The 12,295-nt window shown below is 65.1% G+C and carries 13 protein-coding genes; 4 read left to right on the top strand and 9 right to left on the bottom strand.

All coding sequences use genetic code 11. From position 1 onward, the window contains the following. Nucleotides 1-62: 62 nt before the first annotated feature. Nucleotides 63-926, bottom strand: a complete 864-nt coding sequence (gene htpX / locus ACKAMS_RS01740; RefSeq protein WP_007728460.1) for a zinc metalloprotease HtpX — start codon at nt 924-926, stop codon at nt 63-65. A 136-nt stretch (nt 927-1,062) separates the two neighbouring features. Continuing rightward, nucleotides 1,063-2,112 carry a polyprenyl synthetase family protein gene (locus tag ACKAMS_RS01735; protein ID WP_020906817.1) on the bottom strand — a complete coding sequence of 350 codons (1,050 nt, stop codon included), beginning with the start codon at nt 2,110-2,112 and terminating at the stop codon, nt 1,063-1,065. 104 nt (nt 2,113-2,216) lie between these two features. Between ACKAMS_RS01735 and ACKAMS_RS01730 the strand changes: the two genes are divergently transcribed. Then, complete coding sequence (locus tag ACKAMS_RS01730) at nt 2,217-3,479, top strand: geranylgeranyl reductase family protein (RefSeq protein ID WP_408988525.1); 1,263 nt, start codon at nt 2,217-2,219, stop codon at nt 3,477-3,479. A gap of 55 nt (nt 3,480-3,534) precedes the next feature. Here ACKAMS_RS01730 and ACKAMS_RS01725 read toward each other — a convergent pair whose 3' ends face one another. From ACKAMS_RS01725 to menD, 4 genes are all read right to left on the bottom strand, one after another. Further along, complete coding sequence (locus ACKAMS_RS01725) at nt 3,535-4,233, bottom strand: demethylmenaquinone methyltransferase (RefSeq protein ID WP_003941879.1); 699 nt, start codon at nt 4,231-4,233, stop codon at nt 3,535-3,537. 37 nt (nt 4,234-4,270) lie between these two features. Continuing rightward, the gene (locus ACKAMS_RS01720) at nt 4,271-5,416 is read right to left on the bottom strand and encodes a glycosyltransferase family 4 protein (RefSeq protein ID WP_408988524.1); all 1,146 of its coding nucleotides are present in this window, start codon (nt 5,414-5,416) and stop codon (nt 4,271-4,273) included. A gap of 68 nt (nt 5,417-5,484) precedes the next feature. Beyond that, a complete protein-coding gene (locus ACKAMS_RS01715; protein ID WP_020968960.1) occupies nt 5,485-5,928 on the bottom strand; it encodes a DUF3592 domain-containing protein in 444 nt (147 codons plus the stop codon). After that, entirely contained in the window at nt 5,925-7,538 is a 1,614-nt protein-coding gene (gene menD, locus ACKAMS_RS01710; RefSeq protein ID WP_020906813.1) for a 2-succinyl-5-enolpyruvyl-6-hydroxy-3-cyclohexene-1-carboxylic-acid synthase, read from the bottom strand. Before menD ends, ACKAMS_RS01715 begins: the two co-directional genes overlap by 4 nt. A 68-nt stretch (nt 7,539-7,606) precedes the next feature. On the opposite strand from menD, the gene ACKAMS_RS01705 reads away from it, so the two are divergent. Both ACKAMS_RS01705 and ACKAMS_RS01700 read left to right on the top strand, forming a co-directional pair. Continuing rightward, complete coding sequence (locus ACKAMS_RS01705; protein ID WP_021343457.1) at nt 7,607-8,209, top strand: flavin reductase family protein; 603 nt, start codon at nt 7,607-7,609, stop codon at nt 8,207-8,209. 58 nt (nt 8,210-8,267) lie between these two features. Beyond that, nucleotides 8,268-9,095, top strand: a complete 828-nt coding sequence (locus ACKAMS_RS01700) for a siderophore-interacting protein (protein ID WP_070796627.1) — start codon at nt 8,268-8,270, stop codon at nt 9,093-9,095. A 64-nt stretch (nt 9,096-9,159) separates the two neighbouring features. On the opposite strand, the gene ACKAMS_RS01695 is transcribed toward ACKAMS_RS01700, so the two are convergent. Genes ACKAMS_RS01695 through ACKAMS_RS01685 form a run of 3 tightly spaced genes read right to left on the bottom strand, consistent with a single transcriptional unit; the run spans nt 9,160 to nt 11,296 of the window. Then, nucleotides 9,160-9,606: a DUF6918 family protein gene (locus tag ACKAMS_RS01695; RefSeq protein ID WP_003941973.1), complete on the bottom strand. Its 447-nt coding sequence runs from the start codon at nt 9,604-9,606 to the stop codon at nt 9,160-9,162. A 48-nt stretch (nt 9,607-9,654) separates the two neighbouring features. Further along, a complete protein-coding gene (locus tag ACKAMS_RS01690; protein WP_020906810.1) occupies nt 9,655-10,650 on the bottom strand; it encodes an o-succinylbenzoate synthase in 996 nt (331 codons plus the stop codon). A gap of 1 nt (nt 10,651) precedes the next feature. Next, a complete protein-coding gene (locus tag ACKAMS_RS01685; protein WP_024487302.1) occupies nt 10,652-11,296 on the bottom strand; it encodes a PaaI family thioesterase in 645 nt (214 codons plus the stop codon). Nucleotides 11,297-11,379: 83 nt separating this feature from the next. Between ACKAMS_RS01685 and ACKAMS_RS01680 the strand changes: the two genes are divergently transcribed. Continuing rightward, the gene (locus ACKAMS_RS01680; protein WP_024487301.1) at nt 11,380-12,273 is read left to right on the top strand and encodes a 1,4-dihydroxy-2-naphthoyl-CoA synthase; all 894 of its coding nucleotides are present in this window, start codon (nt 11,380-11,382) and stop codon (nt 12,271-12,273) included. Nucleotides 12,274-12,295 lie beyond the last annotated feature (22 nt).

Genomic DNA, 12,295 nt, shown 5'->3' with positions numbered 1-12,295 from the left:
GCGCCCCTGTGCGCGGTTAAGGAGTCCTGGGACTACCTAACCGCGCACAGGGGCCGAAGGCCCTACATCCCGGCCATCTTCTCCAAACGCTCGATACGATCCGCCATGGGCGGATGCGTCGAGAACAGCTTGCTCACCTTGTCCCCCGCTCTGAAGGGGTTGGCAATCATCAGGTGTGACTGCGCCGCGAGCTTGGGCTCAGGCGGCAACGGCGCGGCTGCCACGCCCGACTCGAGCTTGCGCAGCGCCGACGCCAACGCCAATGGGTCACCGGTGAGCTCGGCTCCCGATTGATCAGCCTGATACTCGCGAGAGCGCGAGACGGCCAGCTTGACCACGGTTGCCGCGATCGGTCCCAGTAGGGAGACGAGCAGCAAGGCGATCGGATTACTTCCCTGCCCGTTCCCTCGGCCACCGAAGATGCTCGCGTACATCGCGAAGTTGGCCAGGCCCGAGATGACGCTGGCCATCGCGCCGGCCACGGACGAGATCAAAATGTCCCGGTTGTAGACGTGAGAGAGTTCGTGCCCGAGTACGGCGCGCAGTTCGCGTTCGTTCAGGATCTGCATGATGCCGCTGGTCACGCACACCGCGGCGTGCCGAGGGCTACGACCGGTGGCAAACGCGTTCGGGGCGTTCGTGGGGCTGACGTACAGCCTGGGCATCGGTTGGTGCGCCGTCGTGGCGAGTTCGCGCACGATCCGATAGATCGCCGGTGCCTCGACCTCGGTGATGGGCTGGGCGCGCATCGATCGAAGCGCCAGCTTGTCGCTGTTGAAGTACACGTAGGCATTCATGCCGACGGCAAACAGAACGGATCCCCACAGAAGGAACGGGCTGTTGAACAGCGAACCGATGAAGACGATCAGCGCCGACATCCCCACCAACAACCCGAATGTCTTCGCACCGTTCGCGTAGCCGTGCAAACTGCTCACCTCTTGCCTCGCTGGAGCCGAAGGCTCACCCGAACTTCCCGGCGTATGCACCGGTTCTGTTCAGTCAACGAAGGACAGGGTCATCAGGGTTCCCACCCAGGGTCGTCAGGGTTTCACCCCAGGTGTGTCAGCCGACTCGTTCGATCGTGTAGTCCACGAGGCGCACGAGCGCTTCGTTCGCCGGTCCCTGCGGGAGCTCAGCCAACTGGGCCTTTGCCGAGACTGCGTACTCGCCCAGCTTTGCCTTCGCCTTGACCATGCCCGGCGAACGCTCGAGCAGTTCGAGAGCTTCTTCTACCAGTGCGTCTTCGGTGACCGGGCCCGCGAGCAGCTCCCGCAGGCGATCTGCGTCGGCTCCTTCTTCGCGGAACGCGTACAGGACGGGCAGGGTGTGGACACCCTCGCGCAGGTCGGTGCCCGGAGTCTTTCCGGACTGCGCCGATACGGACGAGATGTCGATGATGTCGTCGGAGATCTGGAACGCGGTGCCGACGGCGTCACCCAGGCGCTCGAGACGCTCGATGTGAGCTGCGTCGGCGCCGGAGAAGGTGCCGCCGAATCGTCCGGATGCAGCGATGAGCGAACCGGTCTTCTCCCACACGACCTTGAGGTAATGCTCGACCGGATCCTGTTCCTTCTTGACGCCGATCGTCTCGCGCATCTGGCCGGTGACCAGTTCGGCGAAGGTTTCGGCGATGATCCGAACGGCTTCAGGTCCGAGCGTCGATACCAGGCGTGATGCGTGCGCGAACAGATAGTCGCCGGCCAGGATCGCCACGCTGTTTCCCCAGCGGGCGTTGGCGCTGGGCGCTCCGCGCCGCATGGACGCCTCGTCCATGACGTCGTCGTGATAGAGCGTCGCCAGGTGAACGAGTTCGGTGACAGTCGCTGCGGTGATGATCGACGGATCGTTCGGCACCGGTCCGAGTTGCGCGGTCAGGATCGTGAACAACGGACGGAAGCGCTTACCACCGGCTCGCGCGAGATGCAGCGCGGCCTCGGTGAGGAAGTCTTCGCCGTCGGACAGCTCGCTGACCAACAACTCCTCGACATCGGAGAGTCCACCACGCACTACTGCGGCGAGCTGTTCGTCGCCCAGGTCGATGCCTGCAACGACGGTGCTCGATGCGGTTGCGTCGGCAGCAGTCTTTTCGGTGCTCACGATGTCAGTACCCATTCCTGTCGTCAGTGACGGCTCGGTTCCCACGGTAGTGAACCTAGCGGTTCGCACTCGGGACGGCCTCGCCACGGTGGCGATCGCGAGCCTGGGAAGATGTGAGTGTGTCCGTAGAAGAGCAGTCCTCCGTCGTCGATTCGCTTCCGGCCGAAACCGACATTGTGGTCATCGGCGCAGGTCCCGCGGGTTCTTCGGCCGCGGCATGGGCCGCCCGCAGTGGCCGAGACGTCGTGCTGGTGGACGCTGCCGTGTTCCCGCGAGACAAGACTTGTGGTGATGGACTCACTCCGCGCGCCGTGGCCGAACTGGATCTCCTCGGCCTCGGCGAGTGGGTTCGGTCACATACGACGAACAAGGGACTACGGTTGTCCGGCTTCGGCCAAGAACTCGAACTCGAGTGGCCAGGGACGTCGTTCCCGCCGATCGGCAGTGCGATCCCCCGGACCGAACTCGACGACGCCATTCGCCGGTGCGCCGTCGAATCCGGCGCGGTCATGGTCGAGGGCACCAAGGCTGTCGACGTCGAACTCGACGGTGATCGAGTAGCCGCCGTCGTACTCGCCGGCCCCTCGGGACGCAGCACTCTTCGTTGCCGGACGCTGATCATCGCCGACGGCGTTCGCTCGACGCTCGGCAAGAAGCTGGGACGGCAGTGGCACCGGGACACCGCGTACGGCGTCGCGGCACGCGCTTACGTCGCGACGCCGCGCAGCGCCGACCCGTGGATCACCTCGCATCTGGAACTGCGGGACGCCGAGGGCACGTTGCAGGCGGGGTACGGCTGGATCTTCCCGCTCGGCACCGGCGAGGTGAACATCGGCGTCGGGACACTGGCGACGTCCAAGCGCCCGGCGCCGGGTGCCCTGCGTCCCTTGCTCGACTTGTACACCGACCAGCGCCGAACCGAGTGGCAGTGGAGCAGCGAAATTCATTCCGTCGCTTCGGCTTTGCTACCCATGGGCGGCGCCGTCTCCAACATCGCCGGACGCAACTGGGCCGTGATCGGCGACGCCGCAGCGTGTGTGAACCCGCTCAACGGTGAGGGCATCGACTACGGCCTCGAAGGCGGACGTCTGGTGGTCGAACAGCTCGGCGCCGACGACCTCACGGAGCTGTGGCCGACCGTGCTTCGGGAGCATTACGGGCAGGCGTTCTCGGTCGCGCGCCGGCTCGCAGGCCTGCTGACGGTTCCGCAATTCCTGCCCGCCTCGGGCCCGATCGCGATGCGCTCACGGGCACTGATGACGGTCGCCGTTCGGGTGATGGGAAACCTCGTCACCGACGCCGACGCCGATCTGACGGCGAAGGCATGGCGTGCGTCGGGGGCCGCGTCGAGAAAGATCGACTCCCGGCCGTTGTTCGGTTGAGCAAGTGCTGTGCGCCTTTATTAACCGCCGGGGGTTAATAAAGGCGCACAGCAGTTCAGGCAGTGGCGTAATGCAGCGCCACGATGCCGCCGGTGAGGTTGCGCCACTTGACGTTCTTCCACCCGGCAGCCTCGATCTTCCGTGCCAGCTCTTCCTGGGTCGGCCAGGCACGGATCGATTCCGCGAGGTAGACGTAGGCGTCGGGGTTGCTGCTGACGGTGCGTGCGACCTGCGGGAGCGCCTTCATGAGGTACTCCATGTAGACCGTGCGGAAGGGCCCGAAGACGGGCGTCGAGAACTCACTGACCACGAGACGTCCGCCCGGCTTGGTGACGCGGGCGATCTCGCGCAGTCCGGCTTCGAAGTCGGAGACGTTGCGCAGGCCGAAGGAAATCGTCGCGGCATCGAACACGTTGTCGGCATAGGGCAGGTACATCGCGTCACCTGCGACCATCGGAACTTTGCGCGAGATTCCGGCCTTGAGCATTCCCTTGGAGAAGTCGGTGGCGACGCACCAGGCACCGGAGCGCCCCAGTTCGACGGTCGAGACTCCGGTTCCGGCGGCGAGGTCGAGTACCTTCTCGCCCGGCTTGAGGTCGAGGGCTTCGCGGGTGGCCTTGCGCCAACCCTTGTCCTGGCCGAAGGACAGCACGGTGTTGGTGAGGTCGTATCGCTCCGCGACGTCGTCGAACATCGACGCGACTTCGTGCGGTTGCTTCTCGAGAGTTGCTCGGGTTCCGTGTGTAGTGGCCACACCCGAAACGCTACCAACCCTCGGGCAGCGAAGGCGTTCAGGCTGCTCTGGCACCCGTTCGCCGCCCGAGGCCCTGCACGTCCTCGTAGTGACGGAGCAACTCTTCGCAGATTGCCGGCCAGGTCCGGTGCAGCACCGAGCGCCTCGCTGCGGAGCCGAACTGCACCCGCAGATCACGCTGACGAAGTGCGTCGACTGCGCTTGGCAGGAGTTCGGTGAACCTGTCCGTCGGCAGGAGGTAGCCGTTGCGGCAATGCGAGATCAGGTCACGTGGTCCGCCGGCGTCCGGTCCGACGACAGGTACACCGCTCGCGAGGGCTTCCTGAACCGCCTGGCAGAAGGTCTCGTGCTCGCCGGGGTGAACGAATACGTCCAGGCTCGCATAGGCGTCGGCCAGCGCGGTACCGCCGAGTTGTCCGGTGAAGATCGCATCCGGCATCAGTCGTCGTAGGTTCTCGCGATCCGGGCCGTCTCCGACGATCACGATCTGCACGCTGGGATCGGCCGCCAGCACGGCCAGTCGCTCGACGTGTTTTTCGGGCGCGAGGCGACCGACGAAGCCGACCACCAACCTGTCGCTGTCGCCGATCCAGGACTGCCGCAACGCCGAGCTACGACGCGAAGGTGCGAATCGTTGTGCGTCGACGCCGCGGGCCCACCGGTGCACGCGCGGAATTCCGTGCTCTTCGAGGGCGTCGACTGCCGACGTGGATGGCGCAAGGGTCCTGTTGCAGCTCTTGTGGATTCGACGGGTCCACGCCCACGCGGCGCGACTGGTGACGCCGAGACCGTAGCTTTCGGCAAATCCGGCGACGTCGGTCTGGTAAACCGCGACGGTGGGTATCGCGAGCCGCTTGGCGACGGCCACTCCCCCGGCGCCGAGCAGGAACGGCGACGCCAGATGGACGACGTCGGGCGCGAAGGTCCGCACGGCCGTCGTCAGACGCGGTTGTGGCAGGCCGACGGGGAGTGAACTGACTTTGGGCACCATGACGGCGGGCACCCGAACCACCTGAACACCTTCGTGTTCGGTGGCGGCAGAGGTGTCGCATCCGACAGTGTCCGGCGCAATGACCATGGCGTCGTGGCCAGTGCGATCGAGGTGTTCGAGTACGCGTAGTACCGAGTTGGTGACGCCGTTCATGTTGGGCAGGAATGACTCCGCAACGATGGCTACTCTCACACCGAGAACGGTGACAGGGCCAGGAAAAGTCCACGTCATGTTCGTGTGAAGTTCCGGCGAAGCGCGAACTAACTCGAGGCGACCGGCGCCGATCCCGGAGCTCCCGCTTCCCGCTTGCGCAGGTACCAGATCGACGGTCCAGCCAGGAGCCACGTCACGACGATCACCGATCCTGCCGGGATCAGCGCCACCGTCGCGTTGCGTCCCGCTACCCGGACCAAATCAGGGTCGGCTTTGGAGTACTCCACCTCGATGCGTTGTCCCACAGTCAGATTGGTGGGGTAGAGCACGCCGAGTTCAGGGTTGTGATTCGCGCCGTCCGGTGTCACGAAGCTGATCGCCGAACGTAGCGAGCCTGCCGAGAGCACCTCGGCGGTTGCGGTCCCCATGTTCGATTCGATGGTCCGATCGTTGCGCCAGGCACCGAGAACCAGGATCACCGCGAGCACCGAAATGCCGACCGCAACCACGAGTACGCCGATGCGGAAGCGCCGCAGAACCGTTTGCGTCACAGCTGTGCCCGCACGGAAGCGTGGAGTTCGCGCAGTCCACTGCGATCTGTTGCGACTTCGAGCACACGAATGCCGTTTGCGGGTTGCGCCAGCGTCGTTGCCAGGGCGTCGACGGTGACGGCTGCGTGCGGCACGCGGTAGGCCGCGCACAGCGCAGCGAGGTCCATGCCGTGCGGTGTTCCGAACACTCGCTCGAAGACGCCGGCGTACTGCGGGTCGCCTTGTTCGAGGAGTTCGAAGATGCCGCCGCCGTCGTCGTTGGCCACGACGATGGTGAGGTCGCTCGGCCTCGGCTCACCGGTCCCGATCAGCAGCCCGGACGCGTCGTGCAGGAAGGTCAGGTCGCCCATGAGAGCGACGGTCCGGCCGCCCTCGTACGCCAATGCGGCACCGACCGCCGCCGAGACGGTGCCGTCGATACCTGCGACGCCGCGATTCGACAGCACCCGGACAGCGGGCTTGGGATAGCTCACGAGGGCCGCGTCGCGAACGGGGTTGGACGCGCCGAGCAGAAGCTGGTCGCCGTCCGCGAGTGCATCCATCACGGCAGCTGCCACGTGCAGGCCAGTGGCTTTGGGGTGGGCGTCGAGTTGCTTGCGGACGGCAGTTTCGGCGTGTTCGGTCAGCGCGGCGCATCGAGCAATCCAGGCGGGATCGGGCGTCCCGGTGACCACTGCCCTGGTTCCCGTGGCGAGCACGTTGCCGGAGACGTCGGGCCAGCGCGGCCCGGTGGTCAGCGCGTAGACGTCGACGCTCGGGTCGGCCAACACCTTCGAGACCTGACGATGCAACGTCGGGCGGCCGGTGATGATCGCCTGCTTGGGCTTGAGTTGCGAGAGCGCGAGTGGATGCAGTGCGATCCCGTGCATCGGAGCCGTCGGCTCGGCCACCGTCGGCAGGCCGGCCAGCTCAGGCCGAAGTGCGCTGCCGTGTCCGGAAATGACCACCGTATCTGCGGTGAGGTCCAGATCGACCGGAACATCGAGCGTCGCGTTCTGCGTGGTGGTCCAGGCTGCACCGCCTGGACGGCCCTCCGGAACCGGGCCATGGACGTGCACGTCCGGCACCAGCGGCTCACGGAGCGGGATGTCGAAATGCACCGGACCCGCGTTTCCGGATCTGGTTCCGCGGGCAGCGGCGAGGACCCGGCAGACCGCCGAGCGCCACTGGCTGTTCTGCGTCGAATCGTCCTCGGCCAAGCCCAGGCTGATGGTTGCGCGAACTTGACTGCCGAAGAGCCCGAGCTGCTCGACGGTCTGGTTGGCGCCGGTGCCGAGCATCTCGTAAGGCCGGTTGGCGCTCAGGACCACCAGCGGCACTCGCGCGTAGTTGGCCTCGAGGACAGCAGGTCCGAGGTTTGCGACGGCGGTCCCGGAGGTCATCACGATGGGGACCGGTCGTTTCCCGGCGATTGCCAGTCCGAGTGCCAGAAAGCCTGCTGTCCGCTCGTCGATCCGCATGTGCAGACGCAACCGGCCGTCGAGATCGGCGGCCTGGAGGGCAAATGCGAGGGGCGCGTTGCGAGAGCCTGGACACAGCACGACTTCACGCACGCCACCACGAACCAGTTCGTCGACGACGGCTGTGGCTTGTGCAGTGGACGGATTCACGCCTTCAAGAGTGTCAGATGTTCGGGTGCAAGCATGCCCAGGGGCGGGGACAGCGGCATTATGTGTGGGTGCGCACACTCTTCGATCCAGCCGAGCTCGAACCCCGCCGGTTCTATCAGTTACTCACTGCTTCGGTGGTCCCCCGGCCGATTGCCTGGGTGTCCACCCTGTCGGCGGACGGCGTCGGCAATCTGGCTCCGTACAGCTTTTTCACCGTGGCAAGTTCGGCGCCGCCGATCGTGCAGTTCACGTCGGTCGGACGCAAGGACAGTCTGCGCAACATCGAAGCGACCGGCGAATTCGTGATCAACCTGGCGACCGCCACGCTCGCAGACGTGGTGAACAAGAGTTCGGCCTTCTACGACGCCGAGGCCGACGAATTTCTCGAGTTGAACATCCGTAGCGAACCGAGCGAGCGGGTTCGCCCTGTCCGGGTCGCCGACTCCCCGATCGCCATCGAATGCACGCTTCACCAGGTCATCGAGGTGGGTAATTCATTTGTCGTGATGGGAAATGTGGTCGCGGTCGCAGTACGTCCCGAGGCTGTCGCCGACGACGGGTTACCGGACTTCGCGGCAATCGCACCGATGAGCCGACTTGGCCGAGCGCAGTGGGGTCTTCCTCCCGAAGTCGTCGAAAAGGACAGACCCACCACTCCACACCGGCCGTAAATCAGGTTAGGGTTACCTGATTAGGTACGAGTAACAGCTAATCAGGGAGCAACCAGTCATGGCCAAGCGCGCCAAGTTCGTGAAACCGGCCTCACGCAGCATCGTGTCGGCGCAGGTCGTGGCGAACAAACGAATCAGCCCGAGCTTCATCCGGGTGACCATTGCCGGCGAAGAGCTGTCCACCATCGCACCGATGGGTGCCGATCAGTGGTTCCGCATGTTCATCCCGCAGGTCGGCCAGAGCGAACTCCGGTTGCCGAGCGCGGCAAGCAATCTCTGGTACGCGCAGTACCTGATGATGTCCAAGGACACGCGACCGGTCGTGCGCAACTACACGATTCGCGCCTACCGTGCTGCCGGAACCGGTCTCTTCGGCGAGACCACGGAGATCGACATCGACTTCGCCTATCACGGTGACATCGGCCCGGCATCCGCGTGGGCGGACACCGCGTCGACCGGCGACAATGTCGCCCTCCTCGACGAAGGCTGCATCTACAACCCCACACCCGAGGCCAAGTGGCAACTGCTCGTCGGCGACGAAAGCGCACTTCCGGCGATCATCGGCATTCTGGAAACCGCGCCGGCAGACCTGCGTGCCGAGGTCTTCGTCGAGATTCCGAACATCGAAGACAAGCAAGACATTCCGGAGTTGGCGAACGTCAACGTGCATTGGCTCGTTCGCGAGGACGAACACGCAACGCCGGGTGTTCTGACCCTCGAGACCGTCCGCGCCGCCGAACTGCCCGAGGGGCCGTCGTACACGTTTGTCGCCGGCGAACAGGCACTCACCACCGGGCTGCGTCGGCATCTCGTGAACGACCGAAAGTTCGCCAAGACCGACATCACCTTCACCGGCTTCTGGCGCCACGGACATTCGGCTCACTGACAAACGAATGCAAAAAAACGAGCGGCCCGGGAGAATCTCCCGGGCCGCTCGTTGTCTACGTTGCTTATGCAGCGTGCTTCTGGATCACATCGCCCAGACGCGGCAGAGCTGCAGTCACATGCTTCTTGGCCGAACCGCGCAGCTTCGAGTACATCGACTTGACGACGGCCTTGTCGCTACCTTCGATACGCTCGTCCGTCACCTCGAGGAGGGAATCGGCAACCGCGTCGCCGCGGGCGCTGATGAAATCGGCGAAGCTGCCTTCACCGGAAGCCGAGAATTCCTGCCAGTACGGCTCGAGCTTTGCCACGAAAGCCGGCAGAAGCGCGGTGACGGCGTCCGGCACGATGGACGGGCTCACCTTCTTGACCGCGCCGTAGCCACCCTTGAGAGCCAGCCCTGAGGCCCCCGACTTATCCGAAACCTCTGCGTCGATCAAGGTCTGCACGTCCGCGACGACCGCGGGAACCCGTGATTCCTCGAGCAGGGTTTCGTTCAGAGCTGCAACCACTTTCGATCCCTTCATTCTTCACTGATGTTCATCAGGTCGCGCCCGAGACTATACGAAATTCGGCAGGTCTCTACTGCCGAGTATCCGATGGCAGCGCCTGGCCCTCTCCAACCACCAGTCGCGCCGGTCCGCGGGCGCGGCCAGCGTCTCGAGCAGAACCGGATCAGGCTCGACGGCACCAACAGACAAAGCGCCGTCGACGGCTGCTCCGGTGACCGCGACATCCCGGACGAACAGGCCACCCGTGCCGAGTCCGCAGGCAAACGGAAGCGTGGGCAAGGCTGCCGCGGCCGCCAGTCCCGCGGACATCCCCACAGCCGTGTCCAGCGCACTCGAGACCACCACCGGCACCCCGTAGTCCGCCAGCTGCGCCGACAGCGCCACCACAGCACGCATTCCGCCCAGCGGCGGCACCTTCACGACGGCTACGTCCGCTCCCCCGGCTCGTACGACGCGCAACGGGTCCTCCGCACGGCGAATGCTCTCGTCGGCAGCGATCCGCACACCGGTCCCCGCGGCGCGGACGCTGACCAGTTCCTCGACGCTTGCACACGGCTGCTCCGCGTATTCGAGTTCACCGTCTTCGGTGATCGCTCGCAAAGCCGTGATCGCCTCGTCCACACTCCAACCGCCGTTGGCGTCGACGCGCACGTTCGGGATGTGCCGACGCACCTCGTTCACCCGGGCGACGTCCTGCGCCAACGACTGCCCCTTCTCGGCGACCTTGACCTTGGCGGTCCGGGCCCCGGGGAAGCGCTCCAACAATTGCGGAACGGCAGAGGCGTCGATCGCCGGCACGGTGGCGTTGACGGGAACGGCGTGACGAAGCGCAGGCGGCGGACCCAGCCACGCCGCCTCGATCCCGGCGAGCAGCCACTGCGACGCCTCGTCGTCGTCGTACTCGACGAAGGGTGCGAATTCTCCCCACCCGGCCGGGCCACGAACGAGCAGAGCCTCACGAGTCGTGATGCCGCGAAAGCGAACTCGCATCGGCAGCGCGAGCACCACGGCGTCCGAGATCAGATCGTCGAACGAGGGGAACATGTCAGGGCTGTCCTGGAAGCAGTTCGATCATGAGCGCCTCACCGTCGGCGAGGAGCTTGCCGTCGAGGTCGGTCAGGCGTGCGCTGACAAAGGTCTTGCGACCCTCGACCCGATCCACCTTCCCTTCGATCACCAGTTGCGTGTTGAGCGGAGTGATCGCACGGTAGTTGATGTGGAGGTAGCCGGTCCGGGAAATCGGACGACCACCCGCGTGGACCGTCATCCCGAAGACGTCGTCGAACAGCAAGGGCAGGACGCCGCCGTGAGCGGCACCGTTGCCGCCCAGGTGGTAGCGGCGGAAGACGCCGGTACTGCGGACTCCTTCGGTGTCGAACTTCTCGACCATCCACGGGAGCATGAGGAGGCTGCCGCGTCCGGGCAGTTGGATGTTCGAGCCCGCGGGCGACTTGCCCTCCGGCACCTCGTACGGAGTCAACCGATCGGCAAGCTCCTCGGCCTGCGTAGCGATGTCAGCGAGTACGTCGTCGGGAACATTGGTCGAGACGGCAAGGTCCTGCAACCTGCGCATCGCTTCGACGAAGCGGCCGAAGTCCGGACCTGCAGGAGTGTGCCGGAACCGTGGAAATCCGCCCCGCTTCTCACCGTCTGTGACGATCTCCGTGCCGTCTGCGGTTTGTTCGCTCATGACCTGCACGTTAGCGCGCCCGGGAACGTGTTCTACCTCAGGCATCCGTTAGACACGCGAGGCGTGCCTCTATCGTGACTGAGGTGACCTTCAACCCGCAGCTCTGGCGCCCTGTTCCCGGATTCGAGAACCTCACCGACATCACGTACCACCGGCACGTCAGTCAAGGCACCGTTCGCGTCGCCTTCGACCGACCGGAAGTACGTAATGCGTTCCGCCCGCACACCGTCGACGAGTTGTACCGCGCGCTCGATCACGCCCGTATGACCTCCGACGTGGGAGCGGTCCTGCTCACCGGCAACGGACCGAGCGAGAAGGACGGCGGCTGGGCGTTCTGCTCGGGCGGAGACCAGCGCATCCGTGGCCGCAGCGGCTACCAGTACGCCGAAGGTGAAACGGCGGACACCGTCGACAAAGCACGCGCCGGACGCCTTCACATCCTCGAGGTCCAGCGCCTGATCCGCTTCATGCCGAAGGTCGTGATCTGCCTGGTCAATGGTTGGGCTGCGGGCGGCGGTCACAGCCTGCACGTGGTGTGCGACCTGACACTCGCCAGCCGCGAGCACGCACGGTTCAAGCAGACCGACGCCGACGTCGGAAGCTTCGACGGCGGCTACGGCAGCGCCTATCTGGCAAAGATGGTGGGCCAGAAGTTCGCTCGCGAGATCTTCTTCCTGGGTGAGACGTACACCGCCGAGGAAATGCATCAGATGGGCGCGGTCAACAAGGTTGTCGACCACGCGGAACTCGAAAACGTCGCGATCGACTGGGCAGGCAAGATCAACGGCAAGTCGCCGCAGGCACAGCGGATGCTCAAGTACGCGTTCAACCTGCAGGACGACGGGTTGGTCGGCCAGCAGCTGTTCGCCGGTGAGGCAACACGTTTGGCGTACATGACCGACGAGGCCGTCGAGGGTCGCGACTCGTTCCTCGAAAAGCGTGATCCCGATTGGTCACCATATCCCTGGTACTTCTGAGACAGTAGGTGCGAGAGGGAGG

Source organism: Rhodococcus sp. 5A-K4 (assembly GCF_046097995.1).
In the GTDB taxonomy this organism is placed as follows: domain Bacteria; phylum Actinomycetota; class Actinomycetes; order Mycobacteriales; family Mycobacteriaceae; genus Rhodococcus_F; species Rhodococcus_F erythropolis.
The sequence above is the reverse complement of the archived record's forward strand: the minus strand, read 5'-3'. Positions and strand labels throughout refer to the sequence as shown.